Below are 26,829 nucleotides of genomic sequence, written 5' to 3' on the forward strand. Positions count from 1 at the left end.
TTACTTCCTTTTTTCAATAATATCTAATATTTCTCTAAGTTCATCTGCCGAAATTTTTTCTTCTTCAGCAAAAAAAGAAACTAAATTTTTGTACGAACTATTAAAATAATTTTCAATAGCAGTATTCATGAATTTCGCTCTATAATCTTCTATAGAAATTATTGGAAAATATTGATGTGTTTTGCCATAAGCAGTATAACTGACATAACCTTTTTCCTCAAGGTTTCTTACTATAGTAGATAAAGTATTGTAATGAGGTTTGTCTTCAATAATTTCCTCAAGAATATCTTTCACGAAAGCTCTCTTTAACTTCCATAAAATTTGCATGATTTCTTCTTCTTTATTTGTGAGTTTTTGCATAAAAAATATTTTGATATATCAAACGTATAACTATTTTTTTAGTTATACAACTATTTATATAGTTATTTAACTATTTTTTAAGTTTTTGAATTAATTGTTTTATGGTGGTTAATGTAGTCGTTTGTCGAATAATGATTTAGAATGTTAAAATTTAATTATTATGAGAGAAAACTCCTTTTTATTGAGTGTAATGTTATTTTCCTTATTTGGTTATAGTCAAATGGAAGACATAGCTCCAAATGTTGAAAATCAGTGTGGTTCCCATTCTAATAATGTTAATTTTCGACTTTAACAACAGAATTTTTGTATGATATTGGAGCATCTATTGGAGCGGCTGGGAATGCAGGAGTTGTATTTATTAATGATCAATTTTGGGTTTCAGCTTGGCAATCAAATAATATTTATGTTTTAAGTAATACAGGAGCTTTTGTTGAAATATTTCAAGTAGCTGGTCTGTCAGGTACAAGATTTATGACTACGGATGGGATAAATGTTTATTGTGGAGCAGCAAGTATATCTATTTATGTTGTAGATCCAATAACAAAAACACTTACATCTACAATTTCAATAACAACAACATCAAATGCAACTGCAAGATTTTGTGCTAATAATTCAAGTCCTGCTGGAGCAACAAGCTCACTAGCTGGAGGTCTTTTTATTTCAACAGATGTAATTCTAGGAGAAACCATCTTAGTAGGAGTATCACAAGCAACATCATCTAACTTTCTTTATGGGATGGATGTGAATACTTTTAGTAATCTAAGTGTTAATTTTTCTAATTTCAAATTATATCCTAATCCAGTAAAAGATTCATTTGTGATTTCTTATAAAGATGAAAATATGTTAAATGTTAGTATACATAACTTATTAGGTAAACAAGTAATGAAAACAAAAATTAGTTCATCAATAGAGATTGTCGATGTTTCTAATTTATCTAAAGGAACTTACATTGTTTCAATTAATTCTGATAATGTTCATGAAAGTTTTAAAATAATTAAAGAATAAATAGTTATTAATAAAAAGGGAAAATAATTTTATACTTTATTGCTTTCCCTTTTTATTAGTTTTAGAGTTAAATAGCCAAGAATAGCTCCAATTAAACCTAAACTTCCCATAAAAAACCAGTTATATTGATAACTTTTATAAGCATCGATAATTGCAAAACCGGTTTTGGCTGAGAGAATATGGGCTAAACTATAGCTCATTGAAAAAACAGCCATATAGCGTCCTTCATGTCCTTTAGGTGCTCGACTCATTGCAAAAGAATTAGAAAATGGAAAGGCTAACATTTCTCCAAAAGTCATAAAGAAAATCATAATAATTAAAATACCTGACCAAAAATTTATTAATAGAAGGAAAAAACAAATAGACATAATTAATGTTCCAATAGTAATTAGCTTAACTTCATTTATCTTTTTTCGCTGTAAATAATTAATTAAAGGTATTTCGAATATAAAAATCATTAAGCCATTAAAAGAGAGGAGTAAGCCAGCTTCAAATTCATTATAATTAAATTGCTTCGTATAATATATAGGTAATGTTGTAAAAAGCTGAAAAAATAATATACCTGTTATTAAACAAATAAATAATGATATAATAAAAGGAGTGTCTTTGAAAACAGAAGGAACTATTATATCATTATTTTGATTCTCTTTTAAATATTCTGATTTCTTTTTTTCTTTGACTTTTAGCCAAAAAATTAGAATTGCAATAATACAAGTAGTGCCATCAACCCAAAACAAACCTTTGTAACCTATATTAAGAATTATTAATCCACCAATTGCTGGTCCACCCATAAAACCTAAGTTAATTGCAGACCTAACTAAAGATAAAGCTCTTGTTCTGTTTTCTGGTTTGGCATAAGCGGCTAGAGAAACAAACATTGCAGGTCTAAACATATCAGCAACTGTCATAATCAAAAAAATGGCAACTAATAAGCCTTCATAGGTAGTAATATGACGTAATCCAAAAAACATGAGACCGCTTGTTAGAAGACTGAATATCATTACTTTGTAAAAACCGATTTTATCTGATAATTTACCACCTAACCATGATCCTAACATAGAGCCACAACCAAAACTTACCATAATCCAACCTACTTGATTTAAACTAAGACCTAAATCTTCATTTAAATATTTAGATAGAAATGGTAAAACCATTGTTCCTGCTCTATTGATGAAAGTGACTAAAGTTAGAATCCAAATTTCTCTTGAAAATCCTCTAAAGTTGTTAATGTATTTTTGAAGGCTTCTTTTTAACATGGTTTTGCTTAAAAATCAAAGGTACAAAATCAAATAATGAAAATAATATTAGATAAAATATATATTTTTGCAAAAAATAAATTATGTATAAATATCTCATTATTCTATTGATTTTTAATTTCACTATAGCTCAAAATGCAGAAGTAAAAGAGGCTTATGAGTTTCAGGAGCAAATGAATCAGGAATTTGCAGATTCATTAAAAAGTCCCTTAACAGACGAAGATAGATTATATTTTAAAACATTAGATTTTTATCCTGTAAATGAAAAATTAATTGTAGAGGCAGTTTTTGTAAAAGTAAAAAAAGAAAAACCCTTTAAAATGAAAACCTCTACAGATAGAACACCTATGTATAAAAAATATGGTGAATTACATTTTAAAATAGATGGAAATGATTATATGTTAAATGTGTATCAGAATATAGAGTTGTCTAGAAAACCAGGTTTTAAAGATTATTTGTTTTTGCCTTTTTCAGATTTAACGTGTGGGAAAGAAAGCTACATTGGAGGACGTTATATTGATATGAGAATTCCAACTTCAGATAAAGTTATTATTAATTTTAATAAGGCTTACAATCCTTATTGTGCCTATAATTATAAATATTCGTGTCCTATAGTGCCATTGGAAAATGATTTAGACATAGCTATTGAAGCTGGTGTTAAAAAATATCATGATTAATGAAATATGTTAATTTACATACACATTCTTCCTTAAATGATAGTTCTATTTTAGAAGTTGTAAATCAGTACCCTTGGGAATTTAAAGCAGATATTTTACATTATTCTATTGGAATCCATCCTTGGTATATTAAAAAAGAAAGGCTTGAGTTAGATTTGAAATGTATTGAAGAAAAATTACAATTATCAGAATGTTTAGCTCTTGGAGAATGTGGATTAGATAAAAGAATAGAAATCTCTTTAGAAATGCAAATAGAGGTATTTAAGAAGCAAATAGAATTAGTAAAAAAAACAAATAAGCCAATTATTCTACATTGTGTTGCGGCTTATCAAGAAATAATCAGGCTTAAAAAAGAAATGAATATTCAAAACCCAATGATTATCCACGGTTTCTCAAAAAATGAACAAGTAGCAAAGTCTCTTTTGGATAACGGATTTTATTTGTCGTTTGGTAAATATTTATTAAGAAACCCTGAATTAATTAATGTTTTTAAAAGTGTTCCTGATGATAAGTTCTTCTTAGAAACAGATACAATAGAAGAAACAATTGTTGAAGTTTATGAAAAAGCGAGATTAATAAAGGAAATGAATTTGAATGAATTGAAAAGTAATATAGAAAATAATTATGTGAATGTTTTTGGTCGTCAACTATAAACATTTAAAATTTAAATATTAAAGAGAACATGGCAAAGTGGCAAGAAAGAGCAGTATTATTATTTAAAGAAGAAGGAATAAATAAATTAACCAATGCAAATGTTTTAGTTGTTGGATTAGGTGGAGTAGGTAGTTTTGCTGCCGAATTTTTAGCAAGAGCAGGAGTAGGAAAAATGACAATTGTGGATGGTGATACAGTAGATATTACAAATATTAACAGGCAATTACCAGCTTTGCATTCAACAGTTGGAGAACCAAAAGTAAAAATTGTAGGAGATCGATTGCTAGACATTAACCCAGAATTAAAACTTACTAGAATAGAAGAATTTCTTTCTCCAGAAAGAGCATTTGAGCTAGTAACACCTGAATTTGATTATGTATTAGATTGTATTGATAGTGTTACACCGAAATTAAACCTTATTGTTGCTGCTAAACGTAAAAAAGTAAGAGTAATAAGTAATATGGGTGCTGGTGGGAAATATGAAGCTAGTAAAGTTACTGTTAGAGATATTAGTAAAACCGAATATTGCCCGTTAGCAAAAAATATGCGTAAACGTTTAAAAGCGGAAGGTATAAATAAAGGTGTAAAAGCAGTTTACTCTATTGAAAGACCAGATGCTTCTAGTGTTAAATTAACAGATGGAACTAACTTTAAAAAATCATTTTACGGAACAAATAGTTGGATGCCAGCATTATTTGGACTTCATGCGGCAGAAACAGTAATAAAGTATTTGTTAAAGAAATAGTATAATAATAAAAAAGAGGACTTTTTAAATCCTCTTTTTTATTTAAAAAAATCCATTCCAGGAATATTTGGCATACCGTCTTTAGCTATTGCAGCTAATTCTGTTTCGTTTACATTAGTTGCCTTATTAATAGCATTGTTTAAAACAGTCACTAAATAATCTTCTAGCATTTCTTTGTCTTGAAGTAAATCATCACTTAAAGTTATAGATTTTATTTCTCTATTGGCTGTTAAAGTAACTTTAAGTAATCCATCACTACTTTGTTCGTCAACTAAAACAGTATCTAAGCGTTTTTTTGTGACTTCGATTTTTTCTTGGGTTTCTTTTATTTTGCCCATCATTCCCATAATATCTCCAAACATGATATTTTAATTTTTTTATTTCTACAAAAATACTAAATTAGCTGTTAACTTTTAATGTATAACTTCATGAAAAAAATTTCATACTTGGCTTCAATTTCATTTATTTTTGTTGCTTCATGTAAAGAAAAAAAGGAAGAAATGAAAACAGATATTCAGCCACCTATAGCTAAAATTGTTCCGCATACTTTAGAAAAACACGGTGATGTTCGTACAGATAATTATTTTTGGTTAAATGATAGAGAAGATAAAGAAGTAATTGATTATTTGAATAAAGAAAATGAATATTATGAGAAAATGACAGCTCATACTAAGAAATTACAAGATGATTTATTCAAAGAAATGAAAGCTAGAATTAAGGAAGATGATACATCGGTACCTTATTTTTATAACGGTTATTATTATATAACACGATTTGAAAAAGGAAATGATTATCCAATCTATGCACGTAAAAAAGGAAGCCTAGATGCAAAAGAAGAAATTATGTTTGATTGTAACGAAATGGCAAAAGGACATTCTTATTTTAATTTAAGCGGATTAAGTGTAAGTGAAGATAATAAATGGGCAACATTTGGAGTAGATTTAGTTTCTAGAAGACAATATACAATACAAATTAAGAATTTAGAAACAGGAGAAATTCTTTCAGATAAAATTGAAAACACAACAGGAGGAAGTACATGGGCAAGTGATAATAAAACCATCTTTTACACAAAAAAAGATTCAAAAACACTACGCTCAGACATGATTTACAAGCATATTATAAATACAAGCGTTGATAAAGATGAACAAGTGTACCATGAAAAAGACGATACTTTTGCAACATTTGTTTATAAAGAAAAATCTAAAAAATATATAGTTATAGGCTCTAGTAGTACATTAACTTCTGAATATCAAATATTAGAAGCTAATAATCCAAATGGAAAATTTAGAGTTTTTCAAAAAAGAACAAGAGGATTAGAATATAGTATTTCACACTATGGAGATAGTTTTTATATAGTTACAAATAAAGATGGAGCAACTAACTTTAAACTGATGAAAACAAATGAGCAAAAAACTACCATGGAAAATTGGTCAGAAGTTATTCCTCATAGAAATGATGTTTTATTAGAAGGAGTTGATATTTTTAAAAAATATTTAGTAGTTGAAGAACGTTCAAACGGATTAAATAAAATTCAAATACGTCCTTGGAGTGGAGAAGGAGCTTACTATTTACCTTTTGAAAGTGAAACATATACAGCATACACTACAACAAACCCTGATTTTGATACAGATATTCTACGTTATGCATATCAATCTTTAACAACACCATCATCAGTTATAGATTTTAATATGGAAACAAAAGATAAAACAATATTAAAAGAACAAGAGGTTTTAGGAGGGAAATTTGATAAAAATAATTATGTAGAAGAAAGAATTTGGGCAACAGCTACAGACGGAACAAAAGTGCCAATTTCTATGGTTTATAAAAAAGGAATTAAGAAAGACGGATCAAATCCATTTTTATTATACGCTTATGGATCTTATGGAGCATCGATGGATCCTTATTTTTCAACTACAAGATTAAGTTTGTTAGATAGAGGTTTTATCTTTGGAATAGCACATATTAGAGGAGGAGAAGATTTAGGAAGACAATGGTATGAAGATGGGAAACTATTGAAAAAGAAAAATACATTTACAGATTTTATAGACTGTTCAAAATATGTTATTGATGAAAAATACACATCATCAAAACATTTATATGCAGAAGGAGGATCAGCAGGAGGATTGTTAATGGGAGCAATAATAAATATGGCACCAGAATTATATAACGGAGTTATAGCTCAGGTACCATTTGTAGATGTTGTAACAACCATGTTAGACGATTCAATTCCATTAACAACAGGGGAATATGACGAATGGGGAAATCCAAATGAAAAAGAATACTATGATTATATGTTGTCTTATTCACCTTACGACAATGTAAAAGCTCAAGATTATCCAAATATGTACGTCTCTACAGGGCTACATGATTCTCAAGTTCAGTATTGGGAACCAGCAAAATGGGTTGCAAAGTTAAGAGCAGTAAAAACAAATAATAATTTATTATTTTTAAATACTAATATGGATGCTGGTCATGGCGGTGCTTCAGGACGCTTTGAAGCTCTTAAAGATGTGGCTAAAGAATTTAGTTTTTTATTAGATTTAGAGAAAATTAAGGAGTAGTTAAATTTTTTTGTTAAATTTGCAGGGTTTTGGGGCTTCAAAAAAAGTGATATGATATTCCCCAACTAATTTAGTTTTTATGAAAGAAGAAATAAATGCCTACAACAATATTTTAGAATTAATTGGTAATACACCTCTAATTAAATTAAATAGAGTAACTGAAAATATAGAAGGTAATTTTTATGCTAAAGTAGAAGCTTTTAATCCGGGACATTCTACGAAAGATAGAATCGCATTATACATTATTAATGAGGCTGAGCGTAGGGGTATTCTGAAACCTGGAGATACAATTATTGAAACAACATCTGGAAATACTGGCTTTAGTCTAGCTATGGTGAGTATTATCAAAGGATATGACTGTATTTTAGCTGTTAGTTCAAAATCATCAAAGGATAAAATAGATATGTTACGCACAATGGGTGCAAAAGTATATGTTTGTCCTGCTCATGTTTCTGCTGATGATGAGCGATCTTATTACAATGTAGCAAAGCGTTTGCATGAAGAAACAAAAGGATCAATATATATAAATCAATATTTCAATGATTTAAATATTGATGCACATTATAAAACAACAGGGCCAGAAATTTGGGAGCAAACTAAAGGAAGAATTACTCACTTGGTTGCTTGTAGTGGAACTGGAGGAACAATTTCAGGAACAGCAAGATTTTTAAAAGAGAAAAACCCAAATATTAAAATATTAGGAGTTGATGCTTTTGGATCGGTTTTAAAGAAATATCACGAAACCAAAGAATTTGATGACAAAGAGATTTATCCATATAGAATTGAAGGTTTAGGGAAAAATTTAATTCCTACAGCTACAGATTTTGATATGATTGATAAATTTATGAAAGTATCAGATGAAGATAGTGCTCATACAGCAAGAGAAATAGCAAGAAAAGAAGGGTTGTTTGTAGGATATACATCTGGAGCAGCTTTGCAAGCAATAAAACAATTTGGAGAAGAAGGAGAATTTGCAGAAGATAGTGTAGTGGTAGTTATTTTTCCAGATCATGGTTCTCGATATATGAGTAAAGTATTTAGTGATGATTGGATGAGTGAACAAGGCTTTTTTGATAGCGTTAACAGTGAAGAAACGCAAAAAGTTGAAATTATAAAGTAAAAATATAATTATAAATAACTAAAAACTCCGAGTATAACTCGGAGTTTTTTATTTAATAAAAGCGAAAAAAATATTTTTATTTTGTTTTATTGATACCAATCGGTATCTTTGTCAAGTGAAAAAATCAGATTTTACAAAAGATAGAATAATTAAAGAGTCTAGTATCTTGTTTAATACACAAGGATATAAAAGTACGTCCTTAAGTGAAATAACAGAAGCTTGTGGTTATACAAAAGGCGCAATTTATAGACATTTTGAAAACAAAGAAGCTTTAGAAATAGAATCTTTAGATTATATGTCAAAACTGGTGATGTTAACTCTGAATGAGAAAATAAAAAACAGAGCAAATGTTTTTGAGAAGTTATATGCTATTCTTGATTTTTATTGTTCTTATACTAATAACCCTATAATAAAAGGAGGTTGTCCTTTATTAAATACAGCTATTGAAGTTGATGAGACAGATTCTGTTTTAAGATTAAAGGCAAAATATTTTTTAGACACAATCAAAAGAGCAATTGAGAAAATTTTAATTAATGGAGTAAAACATAATCAATTAAAACCTGAAATAAATATTGAAGAAACAGTTGTAGTTATTATTGCAAGTTTGGAAGGAGCTATTATGATGAGTAAATTAAATAATAATAACATGGATATAAAATTAGTTACAAAACATTTAAAAAGACATTTAGAGATATATAAAATATAATTTTTTTAAATAAAAAAATACCGATTGGTATCAAAATAAAAATATGAAAAAAATAATAATAAAATTAACAGGGGTGTATTTTAATATATTGGCATACGTAAAACCATCATTATTAAAACAAAAAGGATATGAATTATTTTGTAATCCATTTAGTAGAAAAGTATTGCCTCATCATTTGAAGTTTCTTGAAACAGCAGAAATGTTTCAGTTTCAGTTTGAAAGAAAAAATGTGCAAGCTTATAAATGGGGAAATGGATCAAAAAAAGTTTTATTAATACATGGTTGGGCAAGTAATACTTTTAGATGGAAAAAGATAATTGAAAAAATGAAAGAAGACGATTTCACTATTTATGCTTTTGATGCTCCAGCACATGGACTATCGGAAGGGAAAATATTAAATCTTTTAATCTATAAAAATTGTTTGGATGCTTTTTTGAAAGAAATAACAACAGTTGATTATGCAATTGCACATTCAGTAGGAGGTTTTGCTCTTCAATACGCTTTACATGATAATAAAGAAATTGATATTAAAAAAGCAGTTATAATGGGAGCACCAGGAGAAGCAAGTGATTTTTTTGTTTTTTATAAAAATTTATTATCATTAAATGCTAAATCAATGAAATTGATTATTGAGCAATTTAAACATGAATTAGGATATTATCCTTCTTATTTTTCTGCAAAAGAATTTTCAAAAGATATTGAAATTCCAATTTTATTAATACATGATAAAGACGATAAGGATACTGATTCAAAATATACTGAAACCTTGTCTGAAGTTATTAAAAATAGCAGATTATTGTTAACAGAAGGATTAGGGCATAATTTAAAATCTAAAGAGCTAGATTATGAAATTATTAATTTTATAAAGGAAGAAGTTCAAGTTTATTATTAAAATTTATTTGTAGTAAATGTAAGTATAATAGTCATCTCTTAAAAAAATATATTTTTAAGAGATGATGAAATGAAGTTTTTGAGTTAATCTTCGATTTTATTATCGTCAATAATTCCCATATGTTTAGCGCGATTTTCCCAACTTTTCCTAGCTAATTGTTGTAAATCAGCAACACTATCACTCTCGTCCATTATTTCTAACCCTAAAAGGGTTTCAATAACATCTTCTTGAGTAACTAAACCACTAACGGAACCGTATTCATCTACAACTAAGGCTACGTGATTTTTACTTTCTATCAATCGTTCAAAAATGTAAGGAATTGCTAAATTACGTCCTACAACCATAATATCTCGTCTAATATCTGCCAATGTCTTAGAGCCATTACCAAATGCCATTTCTTTAAATATATCATCTTTCAAAACGAGCCCTGTGATATTGTCAGAAGATTTGTTATAAACAGGAATCCTAGAATAACGAAGATTAGAATTTTCTAAGAAAAATGCTTCAATAGTTGTATTTTCATCTTCTATTTTCATAATAGTTCTAGGTGTCATAATATCTTTAGCACGAACATCTTTAAATGTTAGTAAGTTTTTAATTACTTTACTTTCAGATTCTTGAAAAACACCTTCTTCTTGAGCCATATCTGCCATAGCATGAAAATCTTCACGACTTAAAATGCTACCATGATGACCTTTGCCTCCAATAAGCTTTGTAGTAAGTTGTAGGAGCCATAATAAACCAGTATATTTTAATGGAAAAATTAAAACTCTAAGTGCCTTTGTAGAGAAATGTGCTAGTTGTTTCCAATAAGTAGCTCCTATAGTTTTAGGAATAATTTCAGATGCTACTAAGATTAAAATAGTCATGATTGTTGATACAATTCCAACCATCATATCTTCAGTTAGTGTTAATCCTAAAAAATTAGCGCTTGAATTACCAAAACTTTCAGCATAAGCAACTTTTGCTTGTACACCTACTAATATAGCACCAACGGTATGTGCTATAGTGTTTAATGTAAGTATAGCAATTAAAGGACGATCAACATCTTTTTTTAAAGTTTCTAACTCACTAGCAAAAGATTTTCCTTCATTTTTTTTAACATTAATAAAGGTTGGTGTGACACTTAAAAGTACTGCTTCAAGAACAGAACATAAAAATGAAAAGAAAATAGAAATAAACGCGTAGAATAATAAGAGACTCATTGATGTTTTTTTATTAGATAGCTAATTTACAAAAATACTGAATGTCTTTAATTATAAGAGTGATCTATATTTTCTAAATATATGTTAAAAAAATAATAAGTTTTCTTTGTTAATCATAAAAAGAAGAATCTTGTGTAAAATAAAAAAATCCCAATCAAATGATTGGGATTTTTAAAATTTATTTACTTAAATACATTTTTCTTCGAGAATATAATTCGTAGAATTGATCGTCTTTTAAATCGTCGATGAATAAAATACTTTCACCTGTTGATTTCATCTCAGGACCTAAAGCTTTGTTTACATTTTTAAACTTACTAAAAGAGAATACTGGTTGTTTGATTGCATACCCTTTTAATTGCGGATTAAAAGTAAAATCAGTTACTTTACTATGGCCTAGCATTACTTTGGTAGCATAGTTTACATAAGGTTCGCCATATGCTTTTGCAATAAAAGGAACAGTACGAGAAGCTCTTGGATTTGCTTCAATAATAAATACAGTGTCATCTTTAATTGCAAACTGAATGTTAATTAGTCCAACTGTTTTTAATGCTTTGGCAATTTTATAAGTATGCTCTTTTATTTGTTGCATTACAAATTCACCAAGATTAAATGGAGGTAAAGTAGCATTACTATCACCCGAATGAACACCGCAAGGTTCTATATGTTCCATAATCCCTATTATGTAAACATTTCCATCTGCATCACAAATAGCATCAGCTTCAGCTTCAATTGCACCATCTAAATAATGATCTAGTAGTAATTTATTCCCAGGAATTGATTTTAGTAAATCAATTACATGCTCTTCAAGTTCTTGCTTATTGATTACAATTTTCATTCCTTGTCCTCCTAATACATAAGAAGGGCGAACTAATAACGGAAAATCTAAAGTGTCAGCTAAAATAGAAGCTTCTTCTGCACTTTCTGCAATTCCAAATTTAGGAAAAGGAATATTTAATTCAGTTAGTAAATCAGAAAAACGACCTCTGTCTTCTGCTAAATCTAAAGCATCGAATGAAGTTCCAATGATTTTTACTCCATGTTTTGATAGTTTTTCTGCTAATTTTAAAGCGGTTTGTCCTCCTAATTGCACGATAACACCTTCTGGTTTTTCGTGTTGGATAATATCATAAATATGTTCCCAAAAAACAGGTTCAAAGTATAATTTATCTGCTGTATCAAAATCAGTAGAAACCGTTTCAGGATTACAATTAATCATAATAGTTTCATAACCACATTCTTTGGCAGCTAAAACACCGTGTACACAAGAATAATCGAATTCAATTCCTTGACCAATTCTGTTTGGGCCAGAACCTAATACAATTATTTTCTTTTTATCGGTTACAATACTTTCATTATGAACATATCGAGTACCATCTGTTCTTTCAATTTCAGCTTCAAAAGTAGAGTAGTAGTAAGGGGTTTGCGCTTTAAATTCGGCAGCACAAGTGTCAACTAGTTTGTAAACTCTATTTATTTTTTGTTCTGCTCTTAATTTATATATTTGACTTTCTAAACAACCCATCATGTGAGCAATTTGTCTGTCACCATAACCTTTCTGTTTTGCTTCAAGCAATAATTCTCTAGGAAGTGTGTCTACTTTATAGTTAGAAATTTCTTTCTCTAAAGTGTATAATTCCTCATATTGTTTTAAGAACCACATATCGATTTTTGTAATTTCATGAATTCTACTTAATGGAATTCCCATTGCAATAGCATCGTAAATAACAAAAACTCTATCCCAACTTGCGAAAGTTAGTTTTTCAATAATTTGTTCGTAATTTTTATATCCTTTTCCATCAGCTCCTAAACCATTTCTTTTAATTTCTAATGATTGTGTAGCTTTGTGTAATGCTTCTTGGAATGAACGTCCAATTCCCATTACTTCACCTACAGATTTCATTTGAAGGCCTAAAGTTCTATCTGAGCCTTCAAACTTATCAAAATTCCAACGAGGTATTTTTACGATTACATAATCTAATGTAGGCTCAAACAAAGCAGAAGTAGATTTTGTAATTTGATTTTGTAATTCATCTAAAGTATAACCAAGAGCTAATTTTGTAGCAATTTTAGCAATTGGATAACCTGTTGCTTTTGATGCTAATGCAGAAGAACGAGATACACGTGGGTTAATTTCAATAGCGACAATATCTTCTTTGTCGTCTGGAGAAACTGCAAATTGAACGTTACAACCTCCAGCAAAATTTCCAATAGAGCGCATCATTAGAATTGCCATATCACGCATTTTTTGGAATGTAGTATCTGATAACGTCATTGCTGGTGCTACGGTAATACTGTCTCCTGTATGGATTCCCATTGGATCCATATTTTCAATAGTACAGATAATAACAACATTATCATTTTTATCACGAAGTAATTCTAGTTCATATTCTTTCCAACCCAAAAGTGCTTTGTCAATAAGAACTTCATGAATTGGAGACATTTCTAATCCGTACGTTAATTTTTCATCAAACTCTTCTTTGGTATGAACAAAAGCAGCTCCAGTTCCTCCAAGGGTAAATGAAGGGCGAATTACTAATGGGAAACCAAATTCTTGAGCGATTTCTTTTCCTTTTAAGAAAGAATTAGCTGTTTTTGCGGGTGCTGCTCCAACGCCTAATTTTTCTAAAAGTTGTTTAAATTGTTCTCTGTCTTCAGTGATATTGATGGCGTTTACATCAACACCTATCATTTTTACATTAAAATCATTCCAAATCCCTTTTTCATCAGCTTCCAAGCAAAGGTTTAATGCGGTTTGCCCGCCCATAGTAGGAAGAACAGCATCAATTTGCGGATGTGCTTTTAAAATTTCAATAAGAGATTTAGTGGTAAGAGGTTTTAGGTATACATGATCAGCCATGGAAGGATCTGTCATGATTGTTGCAGGATTAGAGTTAATTAAGATAACTTCAATTCCTTCTTCTCTAAGAGAACGTGCAGATTGAGAACCTGCATAGTCAAATTCACAGGCTTGGCCAATAACAATTGGACCTGAACCAATAATTAAAACCGATTTGATGGAGTTGTCTTTAGGCATTGTAAGTAGTTGTATTATGTTGTAAGTAGTTGTAGAATTTAAATTCTAAAAAAAAGGTGTTACTAAAAAAATAGTAACACCTGATATTGTTGCTTAAAAAATAGCATTATTTTTTGTGTCTAGGTTCGCTAGAAACAGTCAATTTATGTCTTCCTTTAGCTCTTCTGCGAGCAAGCACTTTTCTTCCGTTTGCAGAAGCCATTCTATCCATGAAACCGTGCTTGTTTCTTCTTTTTCTCTTTGATGGTTGAAATGTTCTCTTACTCATTGCTTGTATTTTTTAAAATATATAAATAAAATCAATTTTTTAACTCGTGGTTTTCATCCTTAGAAAACCGAGTGCAAATATACAAAGTCTTTTTTCAATAGCAAGTACTTTTTTAAAAATATTTTTAATTGATTTTATTACCTTTGCAACACCAAAAAAAATAGTTATGTTCAATAAAAATATCAAATTAGTTTTAGTCGTCTTAATAATTGCTTTTGCAATATACCAATTTTATGAGAGTAATATAGGAAATGGTATTTTCTTATTGTTGTTATCTACTGTTTTTGTTTTTTTATATTTTAAGAATGAATTTATTTTATTGGCTTTTTTAAAATTGAGAAAACAAGATATGGATGGAGCTAAGAAATGGTTAGATAAAATTGTTAATCCTGAAACTGCTCTTGTAAGAAAACAACAAGGATATTATAATTACTTAAATGGGATAATGCTTTCTCAAACTAATTTAACGCAAGCGGAGAAGTTCTTTAAAAAAGCAATAGAATTAGGATTGTCTATGGATCAAGATTTAGCATTAGCTAAATTACAGTTGGCAGGAATCGCTATGACAAAAAGAAGAAAAATGGAAGCTAATAATTTGCTCACTGAAGCTAAAAAATTAGATAAACATGGCATGCTTAAGGAACAAATAAAGATGATGAAAGATCAAATGAAGAAGATTTAGTTTCTTAAAAATGTTAAAAAAAATATAGTTTTTCTGTATCATTTCTTAATTTTAACGAGTAAGATTACTTCTTGTCGAGTATTTTTTTTTATTCGCTTTTAGTGCATTAATTTTACTACGGTTTAAGAGATTATATTATTGAAACAGTCTTTGCGGTTAAATAGGCAAATTCTTAATAGCAAAGACTTAAAAAAGCCCCAATTTACTTAGAAAAAATTGGGGCTTTTACTTTTACTTAATTTTTTATTAAGTAGTATAAACTTTATTTAGGTTTAGAATATCCTGAAGTCGGAATTTCAATTTGATATTTTTTTCCAGATTTATTGGGTAGTTTTTTATCTCTTAACCAAGGATTATGAATTTTTAAGATTTTGTAATTTATTCCTTGAGAGATTGCAAAGTCAACTAAATCATTTATTGTAGAATCAACTTCTACTATTTTAACAGGTATTTCGTTGTATAACGTATGTTCAGGTATTTCAAATCCATATTTCTGTGGATTTTTCATTATCTCTTTTAATGCTAAAATTCTATAAACATAGCGTGCTGTTTCCTCTGTTAGTAAAACATCATAATAACTCGCAACTTTTTGGGATTCTAATTGGCGAGATACTCCTGCCATTCCTCCATTATATGCTGCTGCTGCTAATGTCCAATTTCCAAATTTTGCATAAGCTTCCTTTAAATAGGTACAAGCAGCTTCCGTTGATTTTTCAAGGTTATAGCGCTCATCTATAAAATCGTTAACTTCCATTCCTTTTTCTTTTGCAGTTGTAGGCATAAATTGCCAAACTCCTCTTGCTCCAGCAGGAGAGACAGCATTCACAAGACTGCTTTCAATTACTGCTAAATATTTGAAATCATCAGGAATACCATTTTTAGCTAAAATAGGCTCAATAACAGGGAATACTTTATTGGCTCTTTTGATAACAAGAGTTGTGTTGGTATGGTAATTCATATTGGTTACCATTTCTCTATCTAGTCGTTCATTTACATCTGCTATATATGTTGGTACTTCTTCTCCTGAAAATGTCATTTGAGTTGGGTAATCAACATGAGCTTTCTGTTTAATATTTGATTTTGTAGCATGAATATATAAAGCGCTTATAATCATTACAAAGCATATTAATAAAATTCTTTTCATAACACCGTTCTTCATAATTTAATTTTTTTCGTTTTCTAAAATAATTTTGGGTAAATTTTCATTTATCCATTTGTATTTGTTGATTATCATAATGTGAGTTCCTCCTTTTACTTGTATGGTGTTTTTTATATTTTGTATAGGAAAAACTTCATCTGCATCACCATGAATATGAATTATATTTTTGTCAGGAGTAACTCTAGACCATAAAATTACACTTTCTATTGCCCAATCCAAATATTTTTTATCTCTTACATTTAAGTATTTTTCATATAATTTCAATCTACTCGATATAATGTTCTCGCCAAACGCATATTTCACTAGTGTTTCAACATTTGCTAATAAACTTGTAGGGATCAATTTATATGCCAATGTTTTTTTTGCAATTTTCATTCTAGTAGGCATTTCTTTGTTTGATTTTACACTGGAGATGATTATTGTTTTTTTTGTTGGAATAAGTAGATTCATTTCTTGAACTAAAATACCACCAAATGACACACCTATTAGAACAGGATTGTCATGTTTGATTTCTTTTGTCATTCGCAAAGCATATTCGCTAAGTGTTTCTTTAGTTTTTGGGATAAACCATTCTAAATAATAAAGTTCAAATTGATCTTCTGGTAATTTTATGTTTTCAAAAATGGTAGGACTAGCAGCTAATCCAGGCATTAAGTAAACGGGGATTTTTGACATTGTTTTAACGCTTTAAAAGGATTTTAGGATAAAAATAACACAATTCTTTTATTTTTTGTTTTACTTATATTTTTTATATGAATAAATTAACTAAAAGTTAAAAAACTTTGATTTCTGCATTCTAATTGTTAACTTTGGTTTTAATTGTGTTTTGAGAATTTCACATTTCTTTTAATTTAAAATTTAAGTATTAGCCAATATGGAGATTAAAGATAATGAATTACTGCGTCAATTTGAAATAACTACTGATTCTGGACTTGTTTCAATTGAATATTCCTTACAAGAGCGAAAGATTTTTTTAACCAAATTTTGTGAAAATGAAAATGAAGATGAAGAACTACATAATGATTTTATTAAAAATGTACTAGCAATTGCAGAAGATAGAAAATTAAAAGTGGTTCCTACTCATTTAAAATTAATTAAATTTTTCAGGAAAAACAGAAAGTATCAAGAGATGCTTCCTCCAGGAATTAAAATATAAAAAAACGTCTCTTTTAGAGACGTTTTTTTGTACTCTATTTATTATTCAAATAATACAGATCCTTTTATTTCAACTTCACTCCAAGTCTTACTAATACCATCAGCTCCTTTGTGTAAATCAAAGCAAACTTTATTAAGTGCCGCAATAGCGTCTTGAGCTCCAAAATCTTCTAGATTAATAATTGAATTTACTGAAAATTTATTATTTGTAAATTCATGAGAAACTTCCATTTGCTTAGTAACATCATTTAAAGTAAGGGTTAAAAAACATTTTCCATCTCTAAAATTAAAAGTTCCTCCAATAGCTTCAGTATTTTTTAAAGCACTAAAGAAAAATTCTTTTAATTTTCCATCTCTAATAGGATCATTTGTAAAAACACTACTAACAGGTATTGAAAATGAAGCTCCTTCTAAAATAGCTTCTGGTGTTTCTCCGTTTTGAGTATTTTTTAATGCTATTTCTTTAAAACTTCCTCCAACAGGAACTTTGTCTGTAGTTTTATATGCGGTCCAATTCACTTTTGTAGAATCAGATACGATTTTTAGTCCTGTTATTTCTGTTTTAGTTTCTTCAACGGGTGTTTCTTTTTTTTCTTCTTTTTTACAACTTGTAACTAATAATGCTACTGTAAATGCAATTAATGCTATTTTTTTCATACTGTTTAATTTAATTTCTCCCAAAGATACTAAGAAAGTGCTGCTATAACAAAATACACTTGTTAAAGATTCGTAAATATTTTAATATTTAGACTATCGTAAATGTATCTACATTTTTATAATTGGCGCATTTTCAAATTGAATTATTACGTTATCTTTGCACCTTCAAAATTTTAGCTGTTATTAATGTTTTCAGACATTTAACTTCTAATTCTTAACTTTTTAAAGATGATTACAGTAAATGATATTGCCGTAGAATTTGGTGGAACAACACTTTTTAGTGATGTAACTTTTGCAATTAATGAAACCGATAAGATTGCTCTTATGGGTAAAAACGGAGCAGGAAAATCTACATTATTAAAAATTGTAGCAGGTGAAAACAAGCCTACTCGTGGTGTAATTTCGGCACCAAAAGAAGCTGTAATTGCTTATTTGCCACAACATTTATTAACAGCAGATAATGCTACTGTTTTTGAGGAAACATCAAAGGCATTTGCTGAAGTTTTCAAAATGAAGGATGAAATTGATGAGATTAATGAGCAATTGACAATTCGTACGGATTATGAAAGTGATGCTTACATGAAATTGATTGAAAGGGTTTCTGAGCTTTCTGAGAAATTTTATGCTATTGAAGAAGTTAATTATGAAGCCGAAGTAGAGAAAGTTTTAAAAGGATTGGGTTTTGAAAGAAAAGATTTTAATAGATCTACAACTGAATTTTCTGGAGGTTGGAGAATGCGAATAGAACTTGCAAAGATTTTATTAAAAAAACCGGATTTAATTTTATTAGATGAGCCAACAAATCACTTGGATATGGATAGTATTCAATGGTTAGAAGATTTTTTAATTAATCAGGCTAAAGCAGTAATGGTAATTTCTCACGATAGAGCTTTTGTGGATAACATCACAAATAGAACGATTGAAGTTACAATGGGAAGAATTTACGATTATAAAGCAAAATATTCTCACTATTTAGAATTAAGAAAAGATAGAAGAGTACACCAACAGAAAGCTTATGATGAACAGCAAAAATTCATTGCAGATAATCAAGCATTTATTGATCGTTTTCGTGGTACTTTTTCTAAAACAGACGCTGTTCAATCGCGTGTGAGAATGTTAGAAAAGCTTGTACCAATAGAAGTTGATGAAGTTGATACCTCTGCTTTGAAATTAAAATTCCCACCTTCTGTTCGTTCAGGTCAATATCCAGTTGTGGTAAAAGATTTAGATAAAAGTTACGGTGATAAAGTGATTTTTAAAGACGCTAACATTGTTATAGAAAGAGGAGAAAAAGTTGCTTTTGTAGGTAAAAATGGAGAAGGAAAATCGACCATGATAAAAGCCATTATGAAAGAGATTGAAATTAATGGAGGTAGTGTAGAAATAGGGCATAATGCCCAAATAGGTTATTTTGCTCAAAATCAAGCTTCATTACTAGATGGTGATGCTACTATTTTTGAAACGATTGATAGAATTGCAGTTGGAGACATTCGTACTCAAATTAAAAATATTTTAGGTGCTTTTATGTTTCAAGGTGATGATATTCAAAAGAAAGTAAAAGTGCTTTCTGGAGGAGAAAAAACGCGTTTGGCAATGATTAAACTGTTATTAGAGCCTGTGAATTTGTTGATTTTAGATGAACCTTCGAATCATTTAGATATGAAAACGAAAGATATTATAAAAGATGCTTTACGTGATTTTGATGGAACTTTAATCTTAGTTTCTCACGATAGAGATTTCTTAGATGGATTAGCTACAAAAGTTTTCGAATTTGGAAACAAACGTGTTAAAGAACATTTTGAAGATTTAAAAGGTTTCTTAGAAATTAAAAAAATGGATTCATTAAAAGAAATTGAGAAATAATTTCTATTTTGTGCTCTTAAACTATAAAAAATGACAAGAGAAGAGCAAGTAAAGTTTTGCATGTTATGTAAAAATAGAAAAATGGATTTCCAACAAGGCTTACTATGTAGATTGACAGATAAACAAGCTGATTTTGAAGAAAGTTGTGCTTCTTTTATTCCTGATGAAACGCATAATATAGTTAAGCCATCTTATGTTCCTGTTGAGAATGAAGAAAGTTTTAATTGGAAAACTGCATTATCTGTAATTCTTATAATTTTTGCTGTTATTCGTTTGATTTATAGATTGTCGAAATAAAGAAATATAAAAAAGCATGGTTTTTTAACTATGCTTTTTACATTTTTATATTCCAAATTTTTAAAAGGTCAATAAATTTTTCTAAAACTACTTTGTTAACCGTACCATCATTGCAATTTTTTAAATAAAATAAAGGAGCATAATGAGAGTATGAGTTGTATTTATTGTTTTGTATAAAAGTAATACTGTATCCGTTATTGTCAGTAATATAACAACCACTAACTTTATTTGTTTTGTTCTTAAAATCAGATTGATTGTAGTTTTGAAAATCGATAGTTTGTTTTGATATTAATGATTTTAATAACTCTTCTTTTTCTAAATCATTTAATTTAATTTCTTCAATAGTACTTTTGTATTTTTCTCCTTTTAAATATGCTTTAGGAATTTTTTCTTTAAAAGCTTTTATGTTTTTGTTGTCTGAAAAAATATAGTGAAATTGATCATCATAAGCTAGCCAACCATAACTTATAGAAATAGTAACACAAATATCATTTTTATTTAATTTACAAGGTAATTTTATGGTTTCATCGTCAAATGAGCTTTTTAAATTTAAAAATAATATACTGTCAGTAGTGCTTGACTTAGATGAAATTTCAGAAATAGATTTTTCATTTTTTATTTTAATTGCGTTATTGTCTGTCGTTTTAACTTCTTTTTTGCAAGAGTAAAAAAAGGTAATTAATATTATGAATACTATTCTCATTGTTTTTTTATAAATTTTCAACAATAATTGTACCCTAAATTTTTAAAACTAATATTTTTTATTTTTTCGTCCATTTTTCAAAGCCTATAGCCGAAGATTTTATTTCTTTTTGCCAATGTTTTCCATGCTCTGAATTAAGTTTTTCAAAAACGATAGCATTTTTATTTTCATATTCTTCAAAATTAATAGGAGCTAGACAACCAAAATCATGATACTGAATATTATATTTTTTAGAAAAAGCCAAATCTTTCTTTGTAATGGTAGAAGCAATTCCTCCAAGGATATAAATGGTTTGTGTTTTTGAGCTTATTTCAATTTTATTCTCAGAAATGATATCTTTTTTTTCTTGCGCTTGTATTTTGAAACAAAAGAAAAGAAATAAGATTAGAATTTTATAATTCATTATTTTGAATTTTATTAGTTACATCAGTTCCGCCCCATTCAACAATGGTGAACCCTTTACGTTCAGTTTTTGGTAATTTTTGCTCTTTAATTATCTTAAGTTGTTCTAAGCTATAAAATTCCATATACACTCTAATAGAAGTTTCTGGTTTTGGATGTATTGTATTTACTGAGATTTCATTGCAATCATCATTAACTAAGAAATGTATAAAATTGTATTTATTTTGTTCAAGTATAGGTAACCAAAACTGAATGAATTCATTTGTTTCCTGATTATTTAAGCCCATATATTCTAATTTCTCTATGAAAAAAGTAGTTAGATTCTCTTTTTCAATAACAAAACCATCTTCATATTGATAATGTTCGTTTGGTAAATTAATTTCTCCATCCCAAAATAATGAACTATAATTTCGTTTGGTTTTAGTGTCATATATTTGACCATTTGGAGATACTATTACTTGCCATTTATTTTCATATTTAGGAAAAGTGGTTAATAGTTTACCTTTGAAATTAAACTGTAATGCGACTTCGGTTTCTTCAGTTGGATAAAGATAAATAATTGGCTTTTTTACAATTATTTTATCATTACTATTTGGAATAATTACTGCTTTTTGAGAAAGGGAAACTGAAATATTTTTTTGTTTCTCAACTAAAACTTTTTGCGATTCATAATTGAGGCTTACAAATTGTAAGACATCGTTTTCGTGAACTTCAATTTTGAAATTACCATTAAAATCAGTTGAAGATTCATTTTTACTATTTAAGTTTTTAATGATGACACCAGAAAGAACATTTTTTTCACAATCAACAACATTTCCTGTTATTGTAAATTCTTTTCCTTTGTTTTTCGAATATTTATAAGCATATAATTTATAAAGTTTTTTTAACTCTTTTTTAGAAATGTTTTGAGTTGTAATTACGATAGCTCCTTCTAGTTCTTTTTGGTTGTAAATAGCTCTTGATGCTTGTCGTTTGTATATGTTTATACTTTTAATGTTATTAGGATTAAGAGTTTTTAAGAATTCTTCACTTACATAATTTGAGTTTACAATATGTAAAATATTATTTTTAGAACTTAGTGAAGGTTTATCGTTTATTCTCCAACCTGTTTTTTTAGGTATTGTGTCTTGTGCCAATACAATTGATATTGAAAAAAGAAGGAAAAGAGTTTGTGAAATTTTTTTCATGACTAATTGTATTTAGCGATTAATTTTATGAGTTTTCGGTGTTCTTTGTCTGTTAGCTTTTTCATTCTTATAAAGATAGCACCATTTTTTCCTTTTTCGCCATAATTTTTTAGCGCATTTTCAGGTGTTATATTTTTTATAGATTCAATTTGATTAACATCAATTTTATTGAGTATTTTTTGATTTACAACCATATCATTAATTAAAACAAGCTTTTTAGAATCTACTTTAATCGTTTTTGTACTAATAATTACAACACCATCTTTTCCTTTATCTCCATAGATTTTTTGTGCTTCTTCTTTTTTGTAGATAGTTGTTGCTGTAATATTTTGTTTGTCTAAAGGATAATAAGGGCTTGTTGGGTTTTTTCCAAATAATGATTCTTCTGAATATTCAATACTATTGATGATATATAGAGGTTTATGTAGTATATATATAGAATCGAGGTTCTCATCTTCCATTTGTTTTATTTTGTCTAAGTTCTCAACTTTTCCATTGATAATCACTAACGGATCTGGTTTTTTTAAAGTTGTTTTAGGACTTTGAATAAAAGAGTTTTGTGTTGTTGGGAAGTCGAAATATTGAGGTTTCTTATTTCCTTTTTGTAAAACGATGTCAGAAGATTCTTTTGTTCTCTTAGTATTTTGATTTGCTATAACTGTATCATTAAAATTTAAAAAACCAAGTTGTTTTTGTTTTGTAACAATGTTCTTGTTGAATAGGATACTGTCTTTTTGTGATATAATTTTGGGTGAAGATGTAAAAACTATTTCTTCTTTTTTTAAATTTATTAATGGGTTCTTTTTTACAGTATCTTTTATGAAATTTGTTATTTGTTCATTTATTATTTGTTGTTCTTTAATGGAATCAGTTATTACAATATTATGCTCTTCCAATTGAATTTTTGATTGATTACTATTGTTATAAAAATGATAAATTATGGTTGACATAATGATAACAGATGCAGCAATACTTATTTTTTTCCAGTTATTTTTTTCAGTTTGTAATGATTTTTTTTCTAATTTATCTTCAACGTTCGTCCAAACTTTTTCCATTCCTGAAAAACTGTTTTGTTCTGAGCTTTCGGCTGCTTTTTGTATTCTTTTATATAATTTGTCTTCTATTTCCATGATTCTATGCTGATTGCTTTCAGTATTATTTTGCTTTTTGATAATAAAATTGATGCACTAATTCTCTTAATTTACTTTTTGAAGCATTCAATTGTGATTTTGATGTGCCTTCTGAAATACCTAATTGGTTCGCAATTTCTTTGTGAGAGAAGCCTTCAATTACAAATAAATTAAAAATAGTTCTGCAACCTTCAGGAATATAATTGAGTAAATTCAATAAATCAGCTTCTTCTAAATCAGTTGTTTCTTCAGTTAGAGGGTGTAATTTATAGTTTGTGTCTTCAAGATATAAATTAAAATTTACCTTTTTTTTCAATTCTAATAGACATTGGTTTACTACAATTTTTCGAGCCCAAGCTTCAAAAGCATAATTCTCTTTTAATTGATTTATCTTAGTAAAAATGATAAAGAATCCATCAGCTAAAATTTCTTCAATTTCTTCTTCTTTTTTAAGATAACGTTTACATAAGTGATATAGCTTTGGAGCCATATATTCATATAGTTTCCGTTGCGCTTCACGGTTTTGTTTTTTGCAGGCTTGTATTATTTTTTCATCCATCACAATTGGTTGCTTTTCTATATAGAGTATAAAAATGAGTAAAAGGTTGGGAAAGCATTAAAATATTTTTAAAAATAAAAAAAGGTACATGTTTTTTATCACATATACCTTATATAAATTTTCTGTTTTTTAGAATTATTCTTTAAAAACCATGTCAATACACATTACAGCAGCTAAAATAAGATGTCTTACTTTATCTTCTGGGTCTATAGAAGTGTTGATGTTAAGTACATAATTATCAGCACTTGTAAAAAGTTCTTTACCTATTCCTGCCCATTTTTTAGAAACATGAGCTATTTCTTTATCTTGTTTCATAAATTTAAAATCCCAACCAGTCCATTTTCCTTGAAGTGTACAAAGATGTCTGTCGTTTGCATCATGAATTTCAAATTTTCCACCAAAAGAGAAAAATTTCTGCTTAAAAACACCAATTAATTTTTCGTTTTCATCAAATACTTCTACATCTGATCTAAAAAAAGTAACGCCTCTTTTTATACTTACTATTTTTTTATCTTGATTATCATTTATGACAATATGAAAAGGTGTCATTCTTTTATAATCGGTGAAACGAAACATTTTTGTAAAGAATCCTAAATTAGGTTCTCTACAAGTCATTATAATTGATCCTGTTTCAGGGTTAAAAATATCAAAGTTATTTGAAGCTTTGAACATTCCTACATGTTCTTTTACAAGAAAGACATTCTTGGATAAAATAGAATTCATTAATTATTTATTGTTAGTTTATAAATTTTAGATGTTAATTGTTCAGTGTCATTATCTTCACAAAGTAAAAATTCCAATTGATTTTTCGTTTCTTTATATAAAGTTATACCTTCAAACTTATTTTTTTTAGAGATTAGTAATGTCTTTTCAATAATTAAATTTTCAAGATTTATTTTTCCAAAAAAGGTACCTAATATTTCACCATCTTCATAAGTAGAGATAGTGTTTTCAACTGCTGCTAAAAAATAGATGTTTTCGTTTACAAGAATAGCATCAGTGAAAGTCGCTTCAATAGTATTAATTTTAGGGAGTGTTATTTTTTTAAATTCGAAAGAATCATTTGTATCATCATTTAAAATAAAAATACCATTAGAACCATCTTTAGTATTACCTCTTTGAAAAAAATATGATTTTTTAGGTGTAATAATTAATCCTTCAATATTTAATTCTCCTTCAGAAAGTGAAGCTGTTTTTTTTAAGTTTTCAAAAGGTAACGTGAAATCAATATTTTGTATTTCTTTAGATTCTAAATGATAACTAGCAACTTTATTTCTATTTTTTGTGGAACCAGAACCTAAGATGATTATTTTATTTTTATTTAAAGCAATCGATTCAAAATCGAGTTTTTCTTTTTTAGCAATATTTTCTTGTGGATTTTCGTCTAAAGCATGCCTTTGTAAAGTGTCATTTGTTAAATGATATTCATACAAATAAGTACTATTATCTGAAATAATAAAAAGAGAATCATTTTTAAATAATAATCCAGAAGCAGAGCCAATACCAATTATGTTTAAAAACAGTTGTAAATGAAACTTTTCCATTTTATTTTAATAATTTTTTCGATTGTAAAAATACATTTATCTTTATGAATAAATTTTGAAAAATGAAAAATATAGATATTAATACTTTAAAAGTTACTAATGAGATTCAATTAGCTAAAATTCCCACTTTTATAAATGTTGAAGCTTCTGAAAAAAAGAAAGAAAAAGAACTTCAGAAGATTAGAGAAAAATTGAGCAAAATTCAAGATAAAATGTATGCTCATAATAAATATGGAGTATTAATTTGCTTGCAAGGAATGGATACAGCAGGGAAAGACAGTTTAATTCGAGAAGTCTTTAAAGAGTTTAATGCACGTGGAGTGGTGGTACATAGTTTTAAAACTCCAAATTCAACGGAATTAGAACATGATTATTTGTGGAGACATTATTTAGCTTTACCAGAAAAGGGTAAATTTTCAGTTTTTAATCGTACGCATTATGAAAATGTATTAGTTACGAAAGTTCATCCTACTTATATTTTGAATGAAAATATTCCAGGAATCAATTCAGTAGAAGATATTACACCTGAGTTTTGGGAAAATCGTTTTGAGAGTATTAATGCGTTTGAAAAGCATATTGCTTCAAACGGAGTAATTGTATTAAAATTTTATTTGCATTTAAGTAAAGAAGAACAAAGACAGCGTTTATTGAGACGATTAGAAACAGAAAAACACAATTGGAAATTTTCACCAGGTGATTTAAAAGAACGTGAACTTTGGGATGCATATCAAAATTGCTATGAACAAGCTATTAATAAAACATCAAAAAAATATGCACCATGGTACATTGTTCCAGCCGATAACAAAGAAACGTGTCGCTATTTAGTTGCCAAAACAATATTAGAAGAACTTAAAAAATACACGGATATTCAAGAACCAGAATTAGAACAAGAAGTAAAGGATAATATTAAAATGTATCACGATAAATTAGCCTCAGAAATATAATTGTTTGATAATCAAGTTTTATAGAATTTTATACAGGGAAAAGCCTATTTTTTTGTTTTTTTTA

29 protein-coding genes are annotated in these 26,829 nt (G+C 28.2%); 13 read left to right on the top strand and 16 right to left on the bottom strand.

What is annotated here, in order from left to right; all coding sequences use genetic code 11:
- On the bottom strand, window positions 1–360 hold the full coding sequence (locus LXD69_RS10300) for a BlaI/MecI/CopY family transcriptional regulator (RefSeq protein ID WP_045967987.1): 360 nt from the start codon (window positions 358–360) through the stop codon (window positions 1–3).
- 303 nt (window positions 361–663) lie between these two features.
- On the opposite strand from LXD69_RS10300, the gene LXD69_RS10305 reads away from it, so the two are divergent.
- Window positions 664–1,365: a T9SS type A sorting domain-containing protein gene (locus LXD69_RS10305; RefSeq protein ID WP_246915207.1), complete on the top strand. Its 702-nt coding sequence runs from the start codon at window positions 664–666 to the stop codon at window positions 1,363–1,365.
- A gap of 29 nt (window positions 1,366–1,394) precedes the next feature.
- Here LXD69_RS10305 and LXD69_RS10310 read toward each other — a convergent pair whose 3' ends face one another.
- On the bottom strand, window positions 1,395–2,621 hold the full coding sequence (locus LXD69_RS10310) for an MDR family MFS transporter (protein ID WP_045967990.1): 1,227 nt from the start codon (window positions 2,619–2,621) through the stop codon (window positions 1,395–1,397).
- An 83-nt stretch (window positions 2,622–2,704) separates the two neighbouring features.
- On the opposite strand from LXD69_RS10310, the gene LXD69_RS10315 reads away from it, so the two are divergent.
- Genes LXD69_RS10315 through LXD69_RS10325 form a run of 3 tightly spaced genes read left to right on the top strand, consistent with a single transcriptional unit; the run spans window position 2,705 to window position 4,697 of the window.
- Window positions 2,705–3,298, top strand: coding sequence for a DUF1684 domain-containing protein (locus tag LXD69_RS10315; protein WP_246915209.1), 594 nt, complete (start codon window positions 2,705–2,707; stop codon window positions 3,296–3,298).
- Window positions 3,298–3,951 (top strand): TatD family hydrolase, encoded by a 654-nt coding sequence (locus tag LXD69_RS10320; RefSeq protein ID WP_045967994.1) that lies wholly within the window; start codon window positions 3,298–3,300, stop codon window positions 3,949–3,951. The genes LXD69_RS10315 and LXD69_RS10320 overlap by 1 nt, the downstream gene beginning before the upstream one ends.
- Window positions 3,952–3,980: 29 nt before the next feature.
- A complete protein-coding gene (locus LXD69_RS10325) occupies window positions 3,981–4,697 on the top strand; it encodes a tRNA threonylcarbamoyladenosine dehydratase (RefSeq protein ID WP_045967996.1) in 717 nt (238 codons plus the stop codon).
- Between the two features lie 38 nt (window positions 4,698–4,735).
- Here the strand turns inward: LXD69_RS10325 and LXD69_RS10330 are convergent, their stop codons facing one another.
- On the bottom strand, window positions 4,736–5,059 hold the full coding sequence (locus LXD69_RS10330) for a YbaB/EbfC family nucleoid-associated protein (RefSeq protein ID WP_045967998.1): 324 nt from the start codon (window positions 5,057–5,059) through the stop codon (window positions 4,736–4,738).
- Window positions 5,060–5,125: 66 nt separating this feature from the next.
- On the opposite strand from LXD69_RS10330, the gene LXD69_RS10335 reads away from it, so the two are divergent.
- From LXD69_RS10335 to LXD69_RS10350, 4 genes are all read left to right on the top strand, one after another.
- On the top strand, window positions 5,126–7,258 hold the full coding sequence (locus LXD69_RS10335; RefSeq protein ID WP_246915212.1) for a S9 family peptidase: 2,133 nt from the start codon (window positions 5,126–5,128) through the stop codon (window positions 7,256–7,258).
- Window positions 7,259–7,337: 79 nt separating this feature from the next.
- A complete protein-coding gene (locus LXD69_RS10340; protein ID WP_246915214.1) occupies window positions 7,338–8,378 on the top strand; it encodes a PLP-dependent cysteine synthase family protein in 1,041 nt (346 codons plus the stop codon).
- A gap of 115 nt (window positions 8,379–8,493) precedes the next feature.
- Window positions 8,494–9,084, top strand: a complete 591-nt coding sequence (locus LXD69_RS18020; protein WP_262916258.1) for a TetR/AcrR family transcriptional regulator — start codon at window positions 8,494–8,496, stop codon at window positions 9,082–9,084.
- A 43-nt stretch (window positions 9,085–9,127) separates the two neighbouring features.
- Entirely contained in the window at window positions 9,128–9,976 is an 849-nt protein-coding gene (locus LXD69_RS10350; RefSeq protein ID WP_246915217.1) for an alpha/beta hydrolase, read from the top strand.
- A gap of 83 nt (window positions 9,977–10,059) precedes the next feature.
- On the opposite strand, the gene LXD69_RS10355 is transcribed toward LXD69_RS10350, so the two are convergent.
- From LXD69_RS10355 to rpmH, 3 genes are all read right to left on the bottom strand, one after another.
- Window positions 10,060–11,181, bottom strand: coding sequence for a CNNM domain-containing protein (locus LXD69_RS10355; RefSeq protein ID WP_045968007.1), 1,122 nt, complete (start codon window positions 11,179–11,181; stop codon window positions 10,060–10,062).
- A 178-nt stretch (window positions 11,182–11,359) separates the two neighbouring features.
- Entirely contained in the window at window positions 11,360–14,215 is a 2,856-nt protein-coding gene (carB, locus tag LXD69_RS10360) for a carbamoyl-phosphate synthase large subunit (RefSeq protein WP_246915219.1), read from the bottom strand.
- A gap of 106 nt (window positions 14,216–14,321) precedes the next feature.
- Entirely contained in the window at window positions 14,322–14,483 is a 162-nt protein-coding gene (gene rpmH, locus LXD69_RS10365) for a 50S ribosomal protein L34 (RefSeq protein ID WP_008464848.1), read from the bottom strand.
- 166 nt (window positions 14,484–14,649) lie between these two features.
- Between rpmH and LXD69_RS10370 the strand changes: the two genes are divergently transcribed.
- A complete protein-coding gene (locus LXD69_RS10370; protein ID WP_045968306.1) occupies window positions 14,650–15,165 on the top strand; it encodes a membrane protein in 516 nt (171 codons plus the stop codon).
- A 262-nt stretch (window positions 15,166–15,427) separates the two neighbouring features.
- Here the strand turns inward: LXD69_RS10370 and LXD69_RS10375 are convergent, their stop codons facing one another.
- Window positions 15,428–16,309, bottom strand: a complete 882-nt coding sequence (locus tag LXD69_RS10375; protein ID WP_246915222.1) for a lytic transglycosylase domain-containing protein — start codon at window positions 16,307–16,309, stop codon at window positions 15,428–15,430.
- 18 nt (window positions 16,310–16,327) lie between these two features.
- Window positions 16,328–16,999, bottom strand: coding sequence for an alpha/beta hydrolase (locus LXD69_RS10380; RefSeq protein WP_246915225.1), 672 nt, complete (start codon window positions 16,997–16,999; stop codon window positions 16,328–16,330).
- 199 nt (window positions 17,000–17,198) lie between these two features.
- On the opposite strand from LXD69_RS10380, the gene LXD69_RS10385 reads away from it, so the two are divergent.
- Window positions 17,199–17,480 (top strand): hypothetical protein, encoded by a 282-nt coding sequence (locus LXD69_RS10385; RefSeq protein WP_045968016.1) that lies wholly within the window; start codon window positions 17,199–17,201, stop codon window positions 17,478–17,480.
- A 41-nt stretch (window positions 17,481–17,521) separates the two neighbouring features.
- Here the strand turns inward: LXD69_RS10385 and LXD69_RS10390 are convergent, their stop codons facing one another.
- Window positions 17,522–18,136 (bottom strand): YceI family protein, encoded by a 615-nt coding sequence (locus tag LXD69_RS10390; protein WP_045968310.1) that lies wholly within the window; start codon window positions 18,134–18,136, stop codon window positions 17,522–17,524.
- A gap of 228 nt (window positions 18,137–18,364) precedes the next feature.
- Here LXD69_RS10390 and LXD69_RS10395 point away from each other — a divergent pair, with 228 nt between their 5' ends.
- Window positions 18,365–19,999, top strand: coding sequence for an ABC-F family ATP-binding cassette domain-containing protein (locus LXD69_RS10395; protein WP_045968018.1), 1,635 nt, complete (start codon window positions 18,365–18,367; stop codon window positions 19,997–19,999).
- 30 nt (window positions 20,000–20,029) lie between these two features.
- Window positions 20,030–20,296 carry a hypothetical protein gene (locus LXD69_RS10400; RefSeq protein WP_045968020.1) on the top strand — a complete coding sequence of 89 codons (267 nt, stop codon included), beginning with the start codon at window positions 20,030–20,032 and terminating at the stop codon, window positions 20,294–20,296.
- A gap of 37 nt (window positions 20,297–20,333) precedes the next feature.
- On the opposite strand, the gene LXD69_RS10405 is transcribed toward LXD69_RS10400, so the two are convergent.
- The 7 genes from LXD69_RS10405 to LXD69_RS10435 all read right to left on the bottom strand — a co-directional run bounded on the left by LXD69_RS10405 (window position 20,334) and on the right by LXD69_RS10435 (window position 25,821).
- A complete protein-coding gene (locus tag LXD69_RS10405; protein ID WP_246915227.1) occupies window positions 20,334–20,999 on the bottom strand; it encodes a hypothetical protein in 666 nt (221 codons plus the stop codon).
- Window positions 21,000–21,057: 58 nt separating this feature from the next.
- A complete protein-coding gene (locus LXD69_RS10410) occupies window positions 21,058–21,402 on the bottom strand; it encodes an FEKKY domain-containing protein (protein WP_045968024.1) in 345 nt (114 codons plus the stop codon).
- The gene (locus LXD69_RS10415) at window positions 21,392–22,588 is read right to left on the bottom strand and encodes a carboxypeptidase-like regulatory domain-containing protein (RefSeq protein ID WP_246915229.1); all 1,197 of its coding nucleotides are present in this window, start codon (window positions 22,586–22,588) and stop codon (window positions 21,392–21,394) included. The genes LXD69_RS10410 and LXD69_RS10415 overlap by 11 nt, the downstream gene beginning before the upstream one ends.
- A 2-nt stretch (window positions 22,589–22,590) precedes the next feature.
- Window positions 22,591–23,718 (bottom strand): hypothetical protein, encoded by a 1,128-nt coding sequence (locus LXD69_RS10420; RefSeq protein WP_246915232.1) that lies wholly within the window; start codon window positions 23,716–23,718, stop codon window positions 22,591–22,593.
- 25 nt (window positions 23,719–23,743) lie between these two features.
- Window positions 23,744–24,277, bottom strand: coding sequence for an RNA polymerase sigma factor (locus tag LXD69_RS10425; RefSeq protein ID WP_045968028.1), 534 nt, complete (start codon window positions 24,275–24,277; stop codon window positions 23,744–23,746).
- 135 nt (window positions 24,278–24,412) lie between these two features.
- Window positions 24,413–25,000, bottom strand: coding sequence for a phospholipid scramblase-related protein (locus tag LXD69_RS10430; protein ID WP_045968029.1), 588 nt, complete (start codon window positions 24,998–25,000; stop codon window positions 24,413–24,415).
- Window positions 25,000–25,821: a DUF6929 family protein gene (locus LXD69_RS10435; RefSeq protein ID WP_045968031.1), complete on the bottom strand. Its 822-nt coding sequence runs from the start codon at window positions 25,819–25,821 to the stop codon at window positions 25,000–25,002. Before LXD69_RS10435 ends, LXD69_RS10430 begins: the two co-directional genes overlap by 1 nt.
- A 62-nt stretch (window positions 25,822–25,883) precedes the next feature.
- Here LXD69_RS10435 and LXD69_RS10440 point away from each other — a divergent pair, with 62 nt between their 5' ends.
- Window positions 25,884–26,765 carry a PPK2 family polyphosphate kinase gene (locus LXD69_RS10440; protein ID WP_246915235.1) on the top strand — a complete coding sequence of 294 codons (882 nt, stop codon included), beginning with the start codon at window positions 25,884–25,886 and terminating at the stop codon, window positions 26,763–26,765.
- The last annotated feature ends 64 nt before the right edge of the window (window positions 26,766–26,829 follow it).

The organism is Flavobacterium sediminilitoris, from assembly GCF_023008245.1.
GTDB classification, from domain to species: Bacteria; Bacteroidota; Bacteroidia; order Flavobacteriales; family Flavobacteriaceae; genus Flavobacterium; species Flavobacterium sediminilitoris.